Annotated in this window: 13 protein-coding genes and 3 pseudogenes; 4 read left to right on the top strand and 12 right to left on the bottom strand. The window is 64.2% G+C overall.

Annotated elements, in window-relative coordinates; translation table 11 throughout:
• Positions 1–32 precede the first annotated feature (32 nt).
• Positions 33–659 (bottom strand): ANTAR domain-containing response regulator, encoded by a 627-nt coding sequence (locus Q5701_RS19075; RefSeq protein ID WP_306752537.1) that lies wholly within the window; start codon positions 657–659, stop codon positions 33–35.
• Positions 656–1,657 (bottom strand): transporter substrate-binding protein, encoded by a 1,002-nt coding sequence (locus tag Q5701_RS19070; protein ID WP_306752536.1) that lies wholly within the window; start codon positions 1,655–1,657, stop codon positions 656–658. The genes Q5701_RS19075 and Q5701_RS19070 overlap by 4 nt, the downstream gene beginning before the upstream one ends.
• 48 nt (positions 1,658–1,705) lie before the next feature.
• Between Q5701_RS19070 and Q5701_RS19065 the strand changes: the two are divergent.
• A pseudogene (locus Q5701_RS19065) lies at positions 1,706–1,810 on the top strand (IS110 family transposase); the annotation flags it as partial.
• 14 nt (positions 1,811–1,824) lie between these two features.
• On the opposite strand, the gene Q5701_RS19060 reads toward Q5701_RS19065, so the two are convergent.
• The 6 genes from Q5701_RS19060 to Q5701_RS19035 all read right to left on the bottom strand — a co-directional run bounded on the left by Q5701_RS19060 (position 1,825) and on the right by Q5701_RS19035 (position 8,811).
• Positions 1,825–2,811, bottom strand: coding sequence for an ATP-binding cassette domain-containing protein (locus Q5701_RS19060; RefSeq protein WP_306752535.1), 987 nt, complete (start codon positions 2,809–2,811; stop codon positions 1,825–1,827).
• Positions 2,808–3,710, bottom strand: coding sequence for an ABC transporter ATP-binding protein (locus Q5701_RS19055; protein WP_306752534.1), 903 nt, complete (start codon positions 3,708–3,710; stop codon positions 2,808–2,810). Before Q5701_RS19055 ends, Q5701_RS19060 begins: the two co-directional genes overlap by 4 nt.
• Entirely contained in the window at positions 3,707–4,531 is an 825-nt protein-coding gene (locus Q5701_RS19050) for an ABC transporter permease (protein ID WP_306752533.1), read from the bottom strand. Before Q5701_RS19050 ends, Q5701_RS19055 begins: the two co-directional genes overlap by 4 nt.
• Before the next feature lie 9 nt (positions 4,532–4,540).
• A complete protein-coding gene (locus Q5701_RS19045; protein WP_306752532.1) occupies positions 4,541–5,476 on the bottom strand; it encodes an ABC transporter permease in 936 nt (311 codons plus the stop codon).
• A gap of 66 nt (positions 5,477–5,542) precedes the next feature.
• Entirely contained in the window at positions 5,543–7,150 is a 1,608-nt protein-coding gene (locus tag Q5701_RS19040; RefSeq protein ID WP_306752531.1) for an ABC transporter substrate-binding protein, read from the bottom strand.
• 32 nt (positions 7,151–7,182) lie between these two features.
• Positions 7,183–8,811: an amidohydrolase gene (locus tag Q5701_RS19035; RefSeq protein WP_306752530.1), complete on the bottom strand. Its 1,629-nt coding sequence runs from the start codon at positions 8,809–8,811 to the stop codon at positions 7,183–7,185.
• Between the two features lie 43 nt (positions 8,812–8,854).
• Between Q5701_RS19035 and Q5701_RS19030 the strand changes: the two are divergent.
• Positions 8,855–9,735, top strand: a pseudogene (locus Q5701_RS19030) (M55 family metallopeptidase).
• A 40-nt stretch (positions 9,736–9,775) separates the two neighbouring features.
• Here the strand turns inward: Q5701_RS19030 and Q5701_RS19025 are convergent.
• Together Q5701_RS19025 and Q5701_RS19020 are read right to left on the bottom strand one after the other, a co-directional pair.
• Complete coding sequence (locus tag Q5701_RS19025; RefSeq protein ID WP_306752528.1) at positions 9,776–11,401, bottom strand: amidohydrolase; 1,626 nt, start codon at positions 11,399–11,401, stop codon at positions 9,776–9,778.
• Positions 11,402–11,579: 178 nt separating this feature from the next.
• Complete coding sequence (locus Q5701_RS19020; RefSeq protein WP_306755444.1) at positions 11,580–12,551, bottom strand: DmpA family aminopeptidase; 972 nt, start codon at positions 12,549–12,551, stop codon at positions 11,580–11,582.
• Between the two features lie 428 nt (positions 12,552–12,979).
• On the opposite strand from Q5701_RS19020, the gene Q5701_RS19015 reads away from it, so the two are divergent.
• Positions 12,980–14,356 carry an aspartate aminotransferase family protein gene (locus Q5701_RS19015; protein WP_306752527.1) on the top strand — a complete coding sequence of 459 codons (1,377 nt, stop codon included), beginning with the start codon at positions 12,980–12,982 and terminating at the stop codon, positions 14,354–14,356.
• Between the two features lie 14 nt (positions 14,357–14,370).
• Here the strand turns inward: Q5701_RS19015 and Q5701_RS19010 are convergent, their stop codons facing one another.
• Entirely contained in the window at positions 14,371–15,405 is a 1,035-nt protein-coding gene (locus tag Q5701_RS19010) for a histone deacetylase family protein (protein ID WP_306752526.1), read from the bottom strand.
• A gap of 105 nt (positions 15,406–15,510) precedes the next feature.
• On the bottom strand, positions 15,511–17,049 hold the full coding sequence (locus tag Q5701_RS19005; protein ID WP_306752525.1) for an acetolactate synthase large subunit: 1,539 nt from the start codon (positions 17,047–17,049) through the stop codon (positions 15,511–15,513).
• A gap of 909 nt (positions 17,050–17,958) precedes the next feature.
• Between Q5701_RS19005 and Q5701_RS18995 the strand changes: the two are divergent.
• Positions 17,959–18,823 (top strand): annotated as a pseudogene (locus Q5701_RS18995) (IS256 family transposase); the annotation flags it as partial.
• Positions 18,824–18,925: the final 102 nt, after the last annotated feature.

Genomic DNA, 18,925 nt, shown 5'->3' with positions numbered 1-18,925 from the left:
CTACAACTCCTTGTTGGTTATCGACATGGGCATTAGGCCCAGCGTCGCCTTTCATCAGTCGGCGAGGCTTCTTCGTCCTCGTTGTATTTTGAAGCTCGTAGGACCTCGCAGTAGTCCTCGACACTTTGGCGAGCATGCATGGCACTGCGACGCAGTCGGTCGTAAGCTTGGTCGGGGTCGATGCCATCGCGGAGCACCATGTCGGTCACTGCTCGCAGGACATGGGCGCGGCCTTTTCGCCGTTGCTTTAGGTCTTCGATTTGGGCCTGCATCGCCATACTGCGGGTAAAAGAATTGACTGCCAGAAACAGAGCGGAATAGACCGATCCGCTGTGGAGGGGCTTGGTCAAGAAGGCTTGTGCGCCAAGGCTAACCAACCCACGCAGTCGGCTGGGAGCTTCGGACCCGACCAAGCCTACGATGGCGCAGTCCGTAGGTATCTCAGGTTCCTCACCCGCAGGGGGCAGCGCCATGTCGCCGTCAATGAAGGCGACGCGGGGGCCAGCCGCTGGCTCAAACAGCAAGGTTTGGTGGATTGCATCAACCGTCAGTCCGAGGCGCGGCAAAACGATCTGTAGCGTGTTCGTGGTACGGCTGTCGGACGTGATGATTGAAGCTCGGAAATCGCGGAAGTTCTGCGTCACGCGTGGCTGTTTCATTTCACAATCCTCAGTTGCGAGGGTAGGGAAGGCGGTTCTGTGGTACGCGACCACTGCACTAGATACGGATCTGGCTGCACCGGCCCACGGCTTCCAATCAGCACATCGAATTCGTAATCTGTGCGGGAGACACCGATATGGGGCGTCAAGTAGGCATGCATCGTTTCTGGATCGATCTTCACCGGCCCCTGCGGCGCATCGAAGTGGCAAGCGGTCACGGCGGCGCGAACTTGTGCAATGTCTTCGCTGCCCGCCCGCGCGACGGCGCGTGCCAGTAAGTGGATGGCGATATAGCTGGACTCTGCGTCAGCACAGGCGACCGGTCCATTCGGAAAAGCACGGCGATAGGCTGCAACAAAGTCAACGTTGCGTGTCGTCTGTAACGACGAAAAATAGACGCTGGAGGTGATCTGTCCGTCAGCCGCATCGGCACCGATAGCGTGCAGTTCCGGTTCTGATAACGTGCAGCTTGCTACCGGCATTTCCCGCGGCTGGTCGATCCCTGCAGCGGCGCTGGCCCGACGCAGGCGCCGAAGAAATTCATAAGATGATGACCCGATCAAGGAGTTAAAAATGTAGTCCGGGCGAAGCTCCAAAATCTCGCGTATATACTGATCTAAGTCAGCTTCTCCCACTGGCACATAGCGTTCAGCTGCGATCTGTCCCCCTAGGCGTGTGATGCCTTCGCGGAATACGCGGTTGCTCTCCCAAGCCCAGATGTAATTTGACCCGATGCAGTAGGCTGTCCTGCCGTATTCTTTAAACAGAAATCCAATAAGCGGCGTCAGATGCTGGTTCGGAGAGGAACCGGTGTAGATTACGTTTTGTGAGGTTTCGAAACCTTCGTAATGGCTGGGATACCACAGCAGCGCATCGTGCTTCTCTATAATCGGTAGCACTTCCTTGCGGCTGGAGGACGTATATGAGAACGGCGGTGAGAAACTAGTCCACGGAAGCGGCGGCATGGAGCTGCTGCGGGCGGCGTAAAAGTCGTCCACCTTTTCCCTTTCTGCGGCAGCAGGGAGGGCGCGAGGATTTTCAGCGTAGGAAAACCCGCAAAGGTCGCCCTTACCGCTCTTATGCGAAAGCTGATCGAGCTGGCCAACGCACTCGTCCAGCAGGACCGCAAATGGACACCAAAAACGGCTTGATCAAAACGGATACTCTAGTTATCAACCAACTGCACCCGCACGCGATGGTCGTCGCCGATGCCCACAAGAGCGCTTGGCGCAGGTGGGCGGCTGACCTCTGGGCGCTGACCAATAGGCGGCCAGAACCTTGTGCCGGCCGGAGGTTCGGATGCGGGCGGCAGAATATCTTGGGCATCCCCGGCCAGGCTTGCGGGATTGGGAATGGTCTCGATGAGGCGTCGGGTATAGGGATGGGTGGGGGTTGTGAAGACCTCGCGCCAGCCGCCTTCTTCGACGATCTGGCCCGCGAACATCACTGCCACGCGATCCGAGACATGCTCGACCACGCCTAGGTCATGCGAGATCATCAGGTAGCTGAGGCCGAGATTCTGCTGCAGGTCCATCAACAGGTTGATGATCTGCGCCCGGATCGACACGTCCAGGGCGCTGACTGGCTCATCCAGCACGATCAGCCGTGGCCCCAGGATCAGCGCCCGTGCGATGCCGATGCGCTGGCGTTGACCTCCTGAGAACTCGTGGGGATAGCGCGCGGCGTGTTCGGGCAGCAGGCCAACCTGGCGCAATGCTGTGGCAACGCGGTCAGCACGTTCGGTACGATCCTTGACGCCGTGCAGCATCAGCGGCTGGGACAATGCGCGGCCGATGGTTTCGCGCGGGTTCAGGGTCGAGAAGGGATCCTGAAAGACGATCTGCGCGAGGCGCGCACGGGCGAGCCTGTCAGGCGCGCCAGGGCCATAGACTGGACGCCCTTCGACGGTAATGACGCCCGAACTGGGTGCCTGCAGGCCCATGATCGCCAGTGCCGTGGTGGACTTGCCGCAGCCGCTTTCACCAACAAGGCTTACGCATTGACCGGACTGGACCGCCAGATCCACCCCGTTGACCGCATGAATGGTCCGACGCTGCCGCAGCAATCCGCCTGCTACCGGAAACCGCACATGCAAGTCCTCGATCGACAGGATTGGTTCGCTTGCGGATGGGGCGACCGTCGCCACCCTCATGCTGCCTCTCCTCGGGGATGAAGATAGGTTTCGGCGAAGTCGGGGGCATTGCGATCAATAGCCATGTCCAGATCGGCCAAGCGGTGGCGCCCTTCGGTCGCGCGGCTTCCCAACCTGGGCAGGGCGGCCAGAAGGCCCTGCGTGTAGGGGTGCCGGGGATCCGTGAACAGCGCCTTCGCGTCGCGCAGTTCCAGCAGGCGGCCGTTAGCCATGACGCCAACACGTTGGCACATCTGGGCAATCACGCCAAGATCGTGGCTGATCAGCAGGACGGCCGTGCCCTCGCGTTCGCAAAGTTCGCGGATCAGGCGCAGCACCTCGGCCTGGACGGTGACATCCAGCGCCGTGGTCGGCTCGTCTGCTATCAGAAGGTCGGGGCGGCAGGCCATTGCCATGGCGATCATCACCCGCTGCCGCAACCCGCCCGACAACTGGTGCGGATAAGCGCGGGCGCGCCCCTCGGGGTCGGGCACCTGCACGGCGGCAAGCGCTTCGACCGCCTTCGGGCGCGCGTCGGACCAGGACAGGCCGCGGTGCAGGACGAACATTTCGGCGACTTGGCTGCCGACGCGGGCCAGCGGGTTGAGGGCCGTCATCGGTTCCTGGAAGATCATCGAGATGCGGTCGCCGCGCAGCTTGCGCATGGACCGGCGCGACATCGCCAGGAGGTCCTGCCCGCCGTAAAGCGCCTGTCCCTTCAACGTTGTCAGTGGCCTGCGATTGAGGCCCATCAGCGCGAGGGCCGAGGCCGATTTGCCGCTGCCCGATTCACCCACCAGTCCGAAGATCTCGCCCGGCATGATGTCGAAGCTGAGATCGCGGACAATCTGCACCGGGGGGCCGTTCCGGTTCGGGATGCCAATCGTCAGGCCACGGATGTCCAGCAGGGGCCCGCTCATGCGCGGACCTGCATGCGGGGGTCCAGCCAGTCGCGCACCCCGTCCCCCAGCAGGTTGAAGCCGAGGACGGTGATGAAGACGGCAAGACCGGGAAAGATCGTGGCCCAAGGGACGCTGCGGATCGCCTCCCTCGCGTCGGTCAGCATATTGCCCCAGGACGGCGCAGGGGGACGGATGCCGAGGCCCAGGAAGGACAGGGCGGCCTCGGCCAGCACCGCCTCGCCGATGCCCAGGGATGCCATGACGAGGACCGGCCCGACGATGTTCGGCAGGAGCTGGGTCAGCATGATGCGGATGTCGCCATAGCCAAGCGTGCGCGCCGCCTGGACATAGCCCTGCGTCTTAAGGGACATCACAGCGCTGCGGGTGATGCGGCAGCTCCAACTCCAGTTCGTCAGGCCAAGCGCGATCAGCAGGCTGGTCACGCCGGGACCAAGCACCGCCATGATGGCCAGGGCGAAGATCAGCGACGGGATCGCCAGCATCAGGTTCGTCAGCCCGTTGACCACATCGTCCCACCAGCCGCCCCAATAGCCGGCCGACAGGCCCAGGGCGATGCCGATGGTCGAGTTGATGGCCTGCGCCACGATGCCGATGGTCAGCGAGACACGCGCGCCATGAAGCACGCGGGTAAACACGTCCCGCCCCTGGCTGTCGGTGCCGAACCAGTGGTCCCAGGAGGGGGGCATTTCCGAATTCATCAGGTCCGCGTCGAGGACCGGGTCATATGGCGTCAGCAGCGGCGCGAAGACCGCGCCCAGGATCACCAGCGACACCAGTGCCAGCCCTAGCGTCAGATTCAGGCGGAAAGGCATCTGCATGGCGCGTCCTCAACGAAGGCTAATGCGGGGGTCGATCGCGGCATAGACCACATCGACCAGCACGTTGATGACAAGGAACCATAGAACAATCACCAGGATCGTGCCCTGCACCACCGGGATGTCGCGGATCGCCACGCTGTCCACCATCAGCGAACCGAGGCCCGGCCATGAGAACAGCTTTTCGATCACCAGGGCCTGTCCCAGCAACGAGCCGATCTGCAGCCCCAGCGTCGTCACGATCAGCACCATGACATTGCGCAGGACGTGCCAGCGGATCATCTGCGCGGGGCCCGCACCCTTGGCCATAGCCGTGCGGATATGGTCCGATGCCATGACCTCCAGCACGCCCGCCCGGGTTGTCCGCGCCAGAAGCGCCAGCGGGGCAAAGCCAAGGGCAATCGCGGGCAAAATCAGATTTCGCAACCGCCCTTCGCCATAGCCGAAGCTGGGCAGCCAGCCCAGTTGCAGTGCAAAGACATACATCAGCAGCAGCCCAAGCCAGAACTGCGGCATCGACAGCCCCGACACCGCGCCGATCATGGTGACGCTGTCCAGCAGGCTGCCGGGACGCATGGCGGCCAGAAAGCCCAGCGGAATGCCGACCGTGATGGCCAGGGCCATGGCCGACAGCGCCAGTTGAAGCGAGGGCCAGATCCGCGCGGCGATCAGGTCGATCACCGGCTCGCGCGTGCGGAAGGACGTGCCAAGGTCGAACTGCACCAGACGCACCAGATAGTCCCAGAACCGGGCCGGCAATGGCTTGTCCAGACCAAACTGCGCGTTAATCTGGGCGACCAGTTCCGGCGACAGGGCCCGCCGGCCGCCGCCTGTCATCGTGCCGGCAAAGCTGCCGGGCAGGACGCTGAAGATCAGGAAGATCAGCGCCGCCACGGCCAGCAGTGTTGGGATCATCTGCAGCAGCCGCCGCAGGATGTAACGGCCCATTCTTCCGTCTCCCGTCCTTATTGCAGTGAAGATCCCGCGGCGGTGAACCATCGCGGGATCTTGGCCTTATTGCGGCTTGCGATCGGCCGGTGCGGAGTCGTCGATCCAGATCTTGTCGTAATCCTGGATCGCCAGTTCTTGCGGGTTTCCACGAAGGCCGTGGACCCAAGGCTGATAGGCCATCACCGCCTTGTTATAGTTAAAGAACCAATACGGCGCTTCCTCGCGGATGATACCGTCGGCCTGACGGATCAGGTCATTGCGCTTGGCCTCGTCACGTTCCTGCTGTGCGGCTTCGTAGAGTTTGTCGACCTCGGGGTTGCTGAAGTTGGTATAGTTGCAGGCCGACTGTGCCGTCTTGCTGTAGAAGCAGCGCAGGATGTTCAGGGGGTCCGGTCCGCTGGACAGCGACCAGATGAAGGCGGTGAAGTTGCCGCCTGTGATGCGGTCTTCCAGCACGGCGTTCTCGACCGGCTCGACGCTGACGCGGATGTTAGACTTGGCCAGCATCGGGATGATGGCCTCGACGATGGGTGCGCCCCAGCTTTCGTTCTGGTTGGCGATCACCGGCAGGTCGATGCCATCGGCATGGCCGGCTTCCTCCAGCAGGGCCTTGGCCTTTTCGGGATCATAGGCATAGCCCTGCGCGTCCGGGTCGAAAGCAGGCGAGGTCGTCGGCATGAAGCCCACCGCCGGGAAGGCCTTGCCCTTGACCAGCCGGTCGATGATCAGGTCCTTGTCGATGCCGTGGTTGACCGCCTGGCGCACCCGCTTGTCGTCAAAGGGTGGCTTCGTCGTGTCGAAGCCGACCACGCGGGTGAACAGTTCGGCTACCTCCAGCAGGTTCTTGGACAGATCGGCGTCGGCCTGGTATTCCTGGTATTGCTGGCTGCCCAGGACGGACACGTCGATTTCCTGGTTGCGGAAGGCCACGTCACGGGCCGCAGCCTCGCCCATGATCAGGATGTTGAGCCGGTCCAGATAGGGCTGGTCATCCTCGCCGAAGAAACCTTCGAACCGCTCGAAGCTGACGCGCGATCCGGGGACGTGTTCGACAAAGCGGAACGGGCCAAGGCCGACCGGTTGCGTCGCCTGCGTGTTGCCGTCCACGTTCGACGGATAGATCGGGACATAGTTCTGCATCAGGTCGAAGCCGGGATCCTGGCTGGCGGTGAAGGTGATCTCCAGCGTGTGGTCGTCGATCTTCTTTAGGCCCGACATCTCGGTCGCACTGCCGCCCTGGACCTCCTCGAAGCCCTGGATGCGCGAAATGAAGTTCGCACTGGGAGAGGCCGTCGCGGGGGTGGCGATCCGGTTATAGCTGTAGATGACGTCGTCGGCCGTGAAGGGCTTGTCGTTGTGGAAGACGGCATCGTCTCGCAGCTTGTAGGTATGGGTCATTCCGTCGTCGCTGACGGTAACCTCGGTGAACAGGTCGGGCTCGGGCTTGCCGGTTTCGGGGTTCCACTTGTAGAGGCTGCGATGCATGGCATGGGCCACGATCTCGGTCTGCACCTCGGCCGAGGCGGTGATGTCCAGCGTGCCCACGCTGCTGCCATAAGGCGCGGTGAAGTTCAGCGTTCCGCCGCGCTGCACCTCCTGCGCCCAAGTCGCGGGCGCGCAGAGCGCGGTTCCTGCCAGCAGCAGGGCGCCAATGGTGGCCTTGATCGTCATCTTGTCTCCTCCCCAGGTTATTTTGTTGTCCTTCAGGCGGCGTTGCGCTCGAACACCACGGCGCCTCCCAGCACCGTCATCTCGCAGACCGTGTCGTTCAGGATCTGCGCGGGCGTGGCGGTCAGCAGGTCTCGCGAGAACACCGCGATGTCGGCCACCATGCCGGGCTGCAGCCGGCCCTTGAAGCCTTCCTCCCGCGCCAGCCAGGCGCCGTTCTGGGTGTAAACCGTCAGCGCCGTCTCGATGTCCACGACCTCGGACGCCATCATGTCGGTCCCCTTCCCCGTCCGGCGGGTCAGCATCTGGTGCAGGTTCGGGCGCGGGTCGGTGCGGCACACGGGTGAATCGCTGCCCGTTCCCGGATGGAACTCCATGTCCAGCCAGCTCTTCAGCGGGGAAATGCCGCGCGTCACCGCCTCGTCCAGGACGGCCAGGTAGCTGTCGCCGAAATCATGGACGAAGACCTGCTGGGGCGAAGGCTCGATGCCTGCGGCCTTCATGCGGGCGTGTTGTTCGGGCGTGGAAAGGCAGCAATGCTCGACCCGGTGACGCCGGCCGGGGTCGGGCTGCGCATCCAGGGCCTTTTCGTAAGCGCCGATCAGCTGGTCGACGGCCATGTCGCCAATGGCATGGCAGGCGAGTTGATAGCCCTTTGAATGGTAGTCCGCGACCAGTCCCTCCACCTGCTGCGTCGGCAACATCTGGACGCCGAAGTTGTCCGGCTGTTCGCGATAAGCCCTGCTTGTCCAGGCGGTCCGCCCCCCAATCGAGCCGTCAAGGAAGATCTTGACCGCGCCCACGCGCAGCATCTCGTCGCCCACCCCGGTGACCAGCCCCGCCTCCAGGCAAGGCTCGACAATCGATGTGCCGGGATCCCCCAAGAGCGTCAGCGATACGCGCACCGGCAGGCGTCCGTCCCGCTTTGCAAGGTGATAGGCCCGGATCTCGTCCATGCCGGCGATCATGCCGACGGCGGCGTCCATGCAACTGGTGATGCCATGGGACAGCAACTGCCGCCCGCCGGCCTCGATGGCGTCGATCAGGCCGTCCACATCCGGCGTCGGAATGTGGTTGCTGATCAGGTTCTGGGCATTCTCGGCCAGCATCCCGGTCAAGGTGCCGTTCTCGACCTCGATCACGCCACCTTCGGGCGCAGGGGTTGCGGCGGTTACGCCCCCAATCTCCAGCGCGCGGCTGTTGGCGACCGAGACATGGCCGCAGGTGCGCGTCAGCAGGACCGGGTGATCGGGCGCGGCGGCGTCCAGTTCGGTCCGGTGCGGGTGGCGGCCGATGTCCAGCTTCTGCTGTTCATAGCCGCGCGCCCGGATCCATTCGCCCTTGGGGGTGAGGGCCGCGCGGGCCTGGATCGCGTCAAGCAGGGCCTCAAGGGTCGGCGCGGCCTGCGGAGAGGCATCCACATAACCCAGCACCAACCCGGTCGAGATCAGGTGCAGGTGGTTGTCGTAAAGCCCCGGCATCGCGAACCGGCCTTCCAGGTGGACGACGCGGGTGCCATCCCCGATCAGCGGCGCGATCTCGGCATCGCTGCCCACGGCCAGGACCTTGCCCTGCCAAGCGGCAAGCGCCTCCGCCACGGGCAGGCCCGCGCCACACCAGATTTTACCGCCTTTCAGCACCAGATCCGCAACAGGGCCCATCATTCCTCCAAGACAAGTCACGGGCAGGTTAGCCGCTGGCGGCAGGATGGCAAGAAAAGTCTCCTTTATTTTTGCTTGTGTTTTCATTGGCTCCGTCACAGCCTCCGGCTTTCGCCAGACAGGGACGTCCCGAATGAAAGTCTTCATCAGCGCCGACATGGAAGGCACGGCAGGCATCACCTGCTGGCCCGAAACCGAACGCAACAAGCCCGAATATCCCGAGTTCCAGGCGCTGATGCCGAGGTGGTGGCCGCCTGCGAAGGCGCGCTTGAAGCGGGCGCGACCGAGATCGTCATCAAGGACGCCCATCACACCGGGCGCAACCTGCTGGTGGACCGCCTGCCGCCCGAGGCGCGGATCATTCGCGACTGGTCGGGCCATCCCCATTCGATGATGTTCGGCATCGACCGCGACTGCGCGGCGGCGATCTATACCGGCTATCATGACGCGGCCGGCACCGACAGCAATCCGCTGGCGCACAGCTTCAACGGCAGGATCATGCGGCTGACGATCAATGGCGCGCTTGCGTCAGAGTTCACCGTGAACGCCCTGACCGCGGCCTTGCTGGGCGTGCCTTCGGCCTTCCTGTCCGGCGATTGCGGCATCTGCGCGGCGGCCGCGGCCCTGGCACCGGGGATCGTGACGGTGCCGGTCAGCCAAGGCTTCGGGCCCGCCGCCTCCTCGGTCACGCCCGCCCGCGCCCGCGAGCTGATCCGCGAAGGTGTCAGGGCGGCGCTGTCCGACCTGCCGCTGCGGAGCCATCCGCCTCTGGCCGCCAGCTGGGACATCGAAGTGGAGTTCAGCACCCCCAACGACGCCTATCGCGGCAGCTTCTTCCCCGGCGTCGATTACCCCGAGCCGCGCCGCCTGCGTTTCGCCCGCGACGACTGGTTCGAGGTGCTGCGGACGCTTCGCTTCCTTTGGTGACCGGCAGACGTTGGTCGGCAGCAAGCGATGTCACGGCCGGTCAGGGGTGATCGGACCTCTGATAGACGACCTCTCCGCCACGCAGGGTCATCTCGCAGACCGCCTCCAGCAGCGCCTCGGGGGCAACGGCGGTCAGGTCGCGGTCGAAGACGGCGATATCGGCCAATTGTCCTGGTTCCAGCCGGCCCTTAAGCGTCTCCTCGTGCGAGGCATAGGCCGATGACCAGGTATAGGCGTGCAGCGCCTCATCGATGGACAGGCGATGTTCCGGCCCGAACAGCTTTCCCGTGCGGGTCTTGCGGGTCACCAGGTTGTAGATCACGGCGCGGGGGTCGATGTCGGTGACCGGGCAGTCGGTCGAGGCCGAGGGATGCAGCCCCCGATCGATCCAGGTGCGGAACGGATGAGAGGCCGCGATGCGGTTCGCCTCCAGCACGGTTTCGTAGTTGTCGCCGAACCAATAGAGGAACGAGGCCTGCGAGACTGGCAGGACATGCAGCCGCTCCATCCGGTCCATCTGGTCAGGACGCAGCCAGCCGCAATGCTCGATCCGGTGGCGGCGGTCAGGGGCAGGATTGGCGGTCTGCGCGGCTTCGATGGCGTTCAGGACCTCTTCGATGGCGGCGTCGCCGATCGCGTGGATGCCCATCTGCCAGCCCGCGTCATGGGCCTGCCGCACCATCGCATTCAGCTCCTCCTGGTCGGGAATGCAAAGCAGGCCCTTGTTGCCCGGATCGCCCATGTAATCCTGCGTCATCGCAGCGGTCTTCGATCCGGCGCTGCCATCAGTGAAAATCTTGACCGGACCCATGCGGAACATCTCGTCCCCGTCGCCCGTCGCCCGACCCTCGGCCATGACCTTGGGCAGGATGGAACGCGTCTTGTCGCCCATCACGCAGCCATAGACCCGGACCGGCAGGCGGCCCTCGGCGTGCGCGCGGCGATAGGCCAGCATCTCGTCCCAGCCCGCGTGCAGGCCGATCGCGGCCTCCATGACCGAGGTGATGCCGTGGCTCAGCATCAGGTTGCCAGCCTTTTCGATCGCGTCGACCATTTCGTCCAGCGAAGGATGGGGCAACACGGCCTCGAAGGCCTCGCGGCCGGTCTCGGCGATCATGCCGGTCAGCCGGCCGTTGCGGATCTCGATCAGGCCGCCTTCGGGCTGCGGGGTTGTCTCGTCCAGCCCGGCCAACTCAAGGGCGCGGCTGTTGGCCACAGCGGAATGCCCATCCGTGCGCACGATATAGCAGGGATGGTCGGGGCAGGCCTGGTCCAGTTCGTCCCGATGCGGAAAGCGTTCCACATCCAGCAGGAAATGGTTGAAGCCTCGCCCAAGGACCCATTCGCCCTTGGGCGTCACGGCCGCCCGCGACGCCAGGCCCTGCAGCAGCGCGGCCAGCGTGGGCGCGGCGTCAGGGCGCAGATCGACCTGGTCCATGGCGATGCCGACCGGCAGCAGATGCATGTGCGCGTCGTTAAGACCCGGCATCGCGAAGCGTCCCCGAAGGTCGATGACGCGCGTGTCCGTCCCGATCAGCCCCCGCATGTCCGACGTGGTGCCGATGGCCATGATGCGTCCTTGCCGCACCGCCACCGCTTCGGTCTTGGGCTGCCCCAGCCCGCACCAGACCACGCCGCCGGTCAGCACCAGATCCGCTGTATCCACCTGTCATCCCCCAGATTTTGCATCTCATGCAGAGTGGACTTGCCATGGTTCCACATGTCAACAAGCATGGGTTCGCCGCACCGAGGCACGCTGTCGACAGGAACCTTGGCCCGCGTGGCATTAGCTGTGTCCGATGGTGACGCAGCCAGTGCCGGACCTGGGAAAAAGGCCTTGCCTTCTAGCCCAGGCAATCGGCCAAGGACATGCGCACGGTTCCGCTCCGACCCACGAACCGGTCCGCGGCCAGCATCGAATTCAGGACAGCCTCCTGCGTGGCTTCCGCCGCAGCCCGGAACAGCAGGTCGATCCGGCTCTCGTTCAGGGCGCGCCGACTGACGATATCCCGGTCCTCGTCATGATCTACCGGATTGGCGGTCGAGAAGGCGATGGTGATGTCGCCGCTGCCATGTCCCCAGAACGAGCCCAGTCGTGCCAGTCCCGCGCCACCGCGCCGGGCCACTCGGCTGAGTTGCCGGTGTTCCAGCGGCACATCGGTGGCCAAAACCACGATGACGGAACCTTTTTCGGTGGTCTTGACCTCTGGACCCGGGGGCGACGGACGGCGGCCATCGGGCAGGATCAGGTCGCCCGCGTTGCCGAAGTTCGTCAGGACAAGCGCGCCCAGGTGAAAATCCTCGCCCGCGATCTCAAGCCGCCTTGAGGCCGATCCGATCCCGCCCTTGAACCCGAAGCAGGTCATGCCCGTGCCGGCCCCGATGCTGCCTTGTTCCACCGGCCCGCCATGCGTTGCCGCTAGGGCAGACCGTGCATGGTCTTCGGTCACTGCCATGGCCTGGATGTCGTTGAGGGGGCCGTCGTTGCATTCTCCGACCACGGCGTTCACCGTGGAAGTGGTGCGGCCGATATCCGGATTACGCGCCAAGGCATCGCGGATCAGGGCTGCACTGCACGCTGCGACCGAAAGCGTGTTGGTCAGCAGGATCGGCGTCTCGATCGTGCCAAGTTCGTCGATCTGCACAAGCCCGACGGTCTTGCCGAATCCATTGATCACGTGGCTGGCGGCGGCCACCTTTTGCCGGAAAAGGTTGCCCCCGCGCGGCAGGATCGCGGTCACGCCCGTATTGATGTCGCCGTCCCGCAAGGTACAGTGGCCAACCAGGACGCCGGGAACGTCTGTCAGACCATTCATCGCGCCCCGAGGAAGGTTGCCGCATACGAGGCGAAAGGTGTCAGTGCTGCGTCTCACCCTTGCTTCCTGTCTTAGATATCCATCCTGTCCGCATTTGCCCGGCTTGCTCGAGAGCATCCCGAGTGCACGACATCCGACAGGCGGCATACAATATCGCTTCTTCCGTTATCACTGAATTTCTCTCAAGTCCCTGATCAATATACGGTTGGTTCATTGTCTTCCGCCGCACCTGCCGATTGAACTTCATCTTGTCTCGATAGACTTGGTGAGCCGACTACTATCGCAATTATTGGCTGTCCCTGCTGTCCGGTGCCGCATGAAGGCCTTCACTTCGCTAATCTTTGGAAAAGCAATCCGGTATGGACAGTCAGACCCGCACCGGGCAGGTTTACAGGCTAACCGCTGGCTGCATTCCTTAGGACCCGATCATGGATGACCTTACCAACTTCGGCGGTACCGCCGAGGAACGCGACATCCGCCACCACTTCCACGCCTATACCAATGCCCGCCGGCACATGGACGTAGGCCCCATGATCATCGAGGAAGGCAGCGGCATCCATGTGACCGACAACTGCGGCCGCCGCTATATCGAGGGCATGGCCGGGCTGTGGAGCGTGGGCGTCGGCTTCCAGGAACGGCGCCTGATCGAGGCCGCGACCCGCCAGATGGAGAAGCTGCCCTTCTATCACAATTTCGGCCACAAGAGTCACGGCCCTGCCATCGACTTCGCGGAACGGCTGATCGACATCGCGCCGGTGCCGATGTCGAAGGTCTTCTTCACCAACTCGGGATCCGAGGCCAACGATACCGTCCTGAAGATGGTGTGGTACCGGTCGAACGCGCTTGGCCAGCCCGACAAGAAGAAGGTCATCGCCCGCATCCGAGGCTATCACGGCGTGACGATCGCGGCGGCCAGCCTGACGGGGCTGCCTTACAACCACAAGTCATTCGATCTGCCGCTGGATCGCGTCCTGCATACCGGTTCTCCGCATTACTGGCGCGAGGGGCGGCCCGGCGAGACCGAGGAGCAGTTCGCGACCCGCTGCGCCGAGGAACTGGAGGCGTTGATCCTGCGCGAGGGCCCTGAGACCGTCGCGGCCTTCTGGGCCGAGCCGGTGATGGGCGCGGGCGGCGTGATCGTGCCGCCCAAGGGCTATTTCGACAAGATCCAGGCGGTTCTGGCGAAGTACGACATCCTGTTCATTGCCGACGAGGTCATCTGCGGCTTCGGCCGGACCGGAGAGATGTTCGGCTCGACCACCTACGGGATCCGGCCCGACGTGATGGTGCTGTCGAAGCAGATCACCTCCAGCTATGTGCCCTTCTCGGCCATCGTCATGAACGACCGCTTCTTCGGCCCCATTGCCGAGGAAAGCGACCGCATCGGCACCTTCGGACACGGCTTCACCCCCGGCGGGCATCCCGTGGGCGCGGCTGTGGCGCTCGAGAACCTGGCGATCATCGAGGAACGCGGCCTTGTTGCCAACGCGCGTGACGTGGGCGCCCATTTTCGCGCCCGGCTGGAAGGTCTGGCATCCAGCCCGCTGGTGGGCGAGGTCCGGGGCGTGGGCCTGATCGCGGCCATTGAGCTGGTCGAGGACAAGGTGACCAAATCGGTCGCCACGCCGGGCCGGTTGGGGACGCTGATGAACATGGCGCTGCTGCGCAACGGCCTGATCTCTCGCAGCATGACAGACGCCGCGGCCTTTTGCCCGCCCCTGATCATCACCCGTGCCCAAGCCGACGAGATGTTCGAGATCGTCGCGAAATCGCTGACCGAACTGGAAGCCGAGACGGGCATCTGACCATCTGATCGACGTCACGGGCCAAGGTTGGTCAGAAAAGCCTCCAAACAGTCGCCGATCACTTCGGTCTGGTAGCCGCCTTCCTGAATTATCGTCACCGGAATGCCCGCTCTGGCGACTGCCCTGCCTGCCTGGCCGAAGGCGGCTGTGGTGACGGTCAGAAGGCTCAACGGGTCTTCGGCATGGCTGTCGAAGCCCAAGGCCAGGGTCAAAACCTCGGCACCGAAGTCCCTGACCGCGTCCAGCCCGCAGGTAATCGCCGCAAGGAAATCCTGGTCACCTGCGCCCGGCGGAATGGGCAGGTTGAGGTTGAAGCCCTCGCCGCTGCCTTGGCCGCGCTCGTCAGGGCGGCCGGTGAAGAAGGGATAATAGGCGTCGGGATCGACATGGACCGAAACGGTCAGCACATCGGCACGGTCGTAGAAGATCGACTGCGTGCCGTCGCCGTGATGGGCGTCGATGTCCAGGACCGCGACCCTGGCAAAACGGCTGCGCAGCCGCTCAGCCGCAATCGCGGCATTGTTGAGATAGCAAAAGCCGCTGGCGCGGTCGGCCCGGGCATGGTGGCCCGAGGGACGGCAGAGCGCATAGGCCGCCCGGTCGCCGCCGATCACCGCCAGGGCGGCATCGGTCGCGGCATGGGTCGACCGCAAGGCCGAAACCCAGGTGAATTCGCCCACCGGCACGGCTAGGTCACCCAGGTAATAGCCCGCCTGCGCGATCAGGTGGTCGGTCGGGCAGGGCGGCCGCCTGCCGGTGCCGGAAAGCTGCGGGAAGGTATTGGGCAGCACCTCGGGCCCGTGTCCGGGCAGATCCTGCCAGCGGCGGAACGCCGATTCCAGGAAGTCCATGTAATGGGCCGGATGGACAGCCGCCGCAGGTTCACGGCCGTGATCGGCAGGCACCTCGGGAACCAAGCCCAGGCGATCAAGGGATGCCAGCAGGGCCTGGGTCCGCGCAGGAATATCGGTCGGCGCGGCCAGCCGGCCCACACGCATGAACTGCTGGGGGGCGTGCAGGGCCTGGTCGGGATGATAGAAGCTGCGCATCGGTCCGGATCATCCTTTCCAAAGTGACGGAACAGGCAAGGTCAGGGCTTGGCATCAGGACGGGCCACCAGGGGACGGCCACAACGCCCCACCCCCGGTACCTGCTTAGGACAATATCGCCTCGATCAGCATGGGTCCGGGTTCAAGGACCGATGCCGCGATGGCGCGGTGCAACTCGGCTGCGTCCTCGACCCGGATGGCGGGCACGCCCATCCCGCGGGCAAGCGCGCAGAAGTCCAAGTCAGGCCGGCGCAGGTCCAGCATGTCCAGGGCCGTAGGGCCGGGATTGGCGCCGACGCGGAACAATTCGCCCTTCAGGATTTCATAGCTACGGTTGGCAAGGATCACGGTGGTGACGTTCAGTCCCTCGCGTGCCTGGGTCCAGAGGCCCTGCAGTGTGTACATGGCCGACCCGTCCGCTTGCAGCGCCACGACCGGGCGGTCAGGACAGGCGACCGCTGCCCCCGCCGCCAGAGGCACGCCGATGCCGATCGACCCGCCGGTGATCGACAGCCAAGACAGCCGCGGCGCCCCGGCAGCAAGGCCGCCCACGCCGCGTGCGCGGGTGATCCCCTCGTCGATGACGATTGCGCCCTCTGGCAGGGCCGCGGCGATGGCCAGCGACAAAGCAGTATCGTCCAGTGAACTCGACTGCGGGGCCAGCGGGCGCGGCGCGTCGGTTCCCTGCCAGGGCCGCGCGCCCACCAAATCCGCCAAGGCGGCCAAAGCTGCAGGGCCGTCCTGGTCGCGTGCGGCAAGGGTGGTGATGCGACAGTCGCGCGGCAAGAGCAGGCTGGGGCGGCCGGGATAGGCGAAGAAGGCCACTGGCTCGACCGCCTCGATCAGGACGGCGCGGTTGAAGCGCGACAGGGTCTCGATGGCCGTATCGATGGGATAGGGGACACGCGGGATGGCGGGCAGGCCCGCACCCATTTCGACCCGGCGGTTTGCCCCTGGGGCTATCAGCGTGGCGCCGGTCGCCTGCGCGATGCCTGCCGCAAGCGTCAGGGCCGCCGGATCCTCCATCACCGTGCCGCCGACCAGCAGCAGCGCCCCTGGCCCAAGGGCCTGCGCTGCCTCACCAAGGGCGCTTTCCTCGACGGCGCGGGGACCGGCGGGGGCGGGCGGTGGCGCCATGACGCCGCCTTTGTCCCAGCCCAGGTCGGCGGGCAGGATCAGCGTCGCCACCGCGCCTGGATGGGACGAGGCCGCGGCCCACCCTGCCATCGCATCCCACGCGAGGGTCGCAGCCGATGTCCCGGTCCTGACCCAGTCCGAGAAGGCCGCGGCCGCGCCCGCGATGTCGGCCGACAGCGGCGCGTCATAGTCCAGGTGCCGCACGGCATGTTCGCCCACCAGGTTGAGGACCGGGGTGCGCGCCTTGCGGGCGTTGTGCAGGTTGGCCGCGCCATTGGCGAAGCCTGGCGCCAGGTGCAGCAACGTCGCGGCAGGCTTGCGCGCCATCCGCGCATAGCCATCGGCCGCGCCAGTCACCACGCCTTCGAACAAGCCCAACACGCAGCGCATCAACCGGGTGCGGTCAAGCGCATCGACGAACTGCATCTCGGAGGTGCCGGGATTGGCGAAGCACACCTCGGTTCCCGCAGCATGCAGGCTGCGCACGACGCTTTCCGCACCGTTCATGTGGCATCCTTTTTGGTTTGGTCAAGCACTCGCAGGCGACGTCCCAGGACAGTGTTTTCAACACCGGCAGTTTCTGTAGGTGCCGGCGGTAGGCTTTCGGTGAAATTGCAGAAGACCAGATCGCCTTACTTTATCAATCCGCTTTCGAAAGATAGCTTCCTCGGCTTCATCAATATTGCCTGCATCAGGCTATGGCTCCGCCACTTGTCAACATGATCCAGATATTGAACGCTTCCCGCATGGGGGCGAAGGGGATGGAGCCTGCCCTGATCACCCCAGCCATATCGCCCGTATCTATGTTCATTCCGCCGTAGTCACCATTTGGGCGCCTGTCGGGCCGATGGGGACGAGTCGATGCTACAGGCGGTTTTGTCCTGGCGGGTTGCCAGTCGGCGGCTGCTCTTCAGCTTGTTGAAGCAACGCTCGACCATGTTGCGCAGGGTATAAATGGCTATGGTCTCGCACCCCAAACCTTTTCCGAAGATCGGCGGTGACCGCCAGCGTAACCCACGGCCGCGCGGCTCGCGCTACGCCAAAGGCTCCGCGCGCGGCATCCTACACCACGTGCGGAAACACTATTTCAAACAGCGAAGCTTGCTCAGCAATTGTGGGGGCGGCACTCATAGGCTCGGCTTAAGAAAGCCCGGTATCTCCTGCGGGTCCGCAGGGATGTTGCCGCCAGAACCGCCTTTGTTTCTGCGCCTGGTCCGATGATCAGCTGGCTTATACATCCCATACTGGATCGGTTGCTGCTCCGCTCGTTTATGGGATGTATTATGGAATACGAATCACATATTCGATCACAGACCCGGTCAAACTATGCGGGGAAATGGGTGACGGGGTTTGAGAGGGAGGCGTATCGTGGCGGGTGTGTGAGCCTGCCAGAACTTCCAAAAGGAACGATACGCCATGGAGAAGACTACAGACATCATCGCATTTCGTCAGCCGGAATGTGCTGAGGCCCCGCTGACCGGGATCGGTGCGCTCGACGTACAGCGCCCGAAGGTGCGCGACCGCGCCCCTGATGGGCCGGCCGAGAAGAAGATCCGCTTCACCTCTGCGGTCCTGCCGAAATGGGCGCGGCGTTCGCGCAGCCTCGATGCCCTGCTGCCCGTGCTCTATTTGCGCGGCATCTCGATGGGCGTTCGGGCATTCCTTCGGACCGCTGGCAGTCATGCCCTCACTCCAGGAGGCGCTGGCCGCGATCTTGGGGAAAGACGCGCCGAACCGGTCACCCGGTGTGATCTCCCGCCTGACCGGGGAGTGGCAGCAGGAATACAACCGTTTGCAGTGCCGCGGCCTTTCGGTGGCCGCCATGTCTACATCCAGGCCGACGGCGTCTCCCTTCAGGCCCGGATAGAACCGCAGGCCGAATGTACGCTGGTTATTCTCGGGGTCGCGCCCGAAGGGAAGAAGAAACTCGTCGGCTTCCGGATCGGCGTGCGCAGTGCTGGCGTGAGTTGCTGGTCGACATCAAGGCACGTGGCCTCGCGGTTCCCCCGAGATCGCCGTGGGCAACGGAGCCATGGGGTTCTGGAAGGCGCTCGACGAGGTCTTTCCCGGCACGCGCCATCAGCGCTGTTGGGTCCACAAGCTCGCCAACGTGCTCAACAAGTTTCCCAAATCCATGCAGCCGGCGGTGAAGGCCGACCTGCGCGAGATCTGGCAGGCCGAAACCCGCGCCGCAGCGGCAACCGCGATGGACACCTTCGTCGAGAAATACGGCGCCAAATACGAGAAGGCAGTGGCCTGCCTGAGCAAGGACCGCGAACAACGTGCCACAACAAAAACCGCGGAGAACGCCTCGTCCTCGACTGCTAACCCATTGTTTCCACATAAGTGAGACGTTCAATCAGGATCAAAATGCCGTCGGAAC

It is taken from the genome of Paracoccus actinidiae (assembly GCF_030863885.1).
Classification (GTDB): domain Bacteria; phylum Pseudomonadota; class Alphaproteobacteria; order Rhodobacterales; family Rhodobacteraceae; genus Paracoccus; species Paracoccus everestensis.
This window is presented reverse-complemented; position numbering and strand designations above follow the sequence as displayed.

Bases quoted from the DNA above. Each gene is read 5' to 3' on its own strand.
- Q5701_RS19075 (WP_306752537.1), bottom strand. From the start codon at position 659: ATGAAACAGCCACGCGTGACGCAGAACTTCCGCGATTTCCGAGCTTCA.
- Q5701_RS19060 (WP_306752535.1), bottom strand. From the start codon at position 2,811: ATGAGGGTGGCGACGGTCGCCCCATCCGCAAGCGAACCAATCCTGTCG.
- Q5701_RS19055 (WP_306752534.1), bottom strand. From the start codon at position 3,710: ATGAGCGGGCCCCTGCTGGACATCCGTGGCCTGACGATTGGCATCCCG.
- Q5701_RS19050 (WP_306752533.1), bottom strand. From the start codon at position 4,531: ATGCAGATGCCTTTCCGCCTGAATCTGACGCTAGGGCTGGCACTGGTG.
- Q5701_RS19045 (WP_306752532.1), bottom strand. From the start codon at position 5,476: ATGGGCCGTTACATCCTGCGGCGGCTGCTGCAGATGATCCCAACACTG.
- Q5701_RS19040 (WP_306752531.1), bottom strand. From the start codon at position 7,150: ATGACGATCAAGGCCACCATTGGCGCCCTGCTGCTGGCAGGAACCGCG.
- Q5701_RS19035 (WP_306752530.1), bottom strand. From the start codon at position 8,811: ATGATGGGCCCTGTTGCGGATCTGGTGCTGAAAGGCGGTAAAATCTGG.
- Q5701_RS19020 (WP_306755444.1), bottom strand. From the start codon at position 12,551: ATGAATGGTCTGACAGACGTTCCCGGCGTCCTGGTTGGCCACTGTACC.
- Q5701_RS19015 (WP_306752527.1), top strand. From the start codon at position 12,980: ATGGATGACCTTACCAACTTCGGCGGTACCGCCGAGGAACGCGACATC.
- Q5701_RS19010 (WP_306752526.1), bottom strand. From the start codon at position 15,405: ATGCGCAGCTTCTATCATCCCGACCAGGCCCTGCACGCCCCCCAGCAG.
- Q5701_RS19005 (WP_306752525.1), bottom strand. From the start codon at position 17,049: ATGAACGGTGCGGAAAGCGTCGTGCGCAGCCTGCATGCTGCGGGAACC.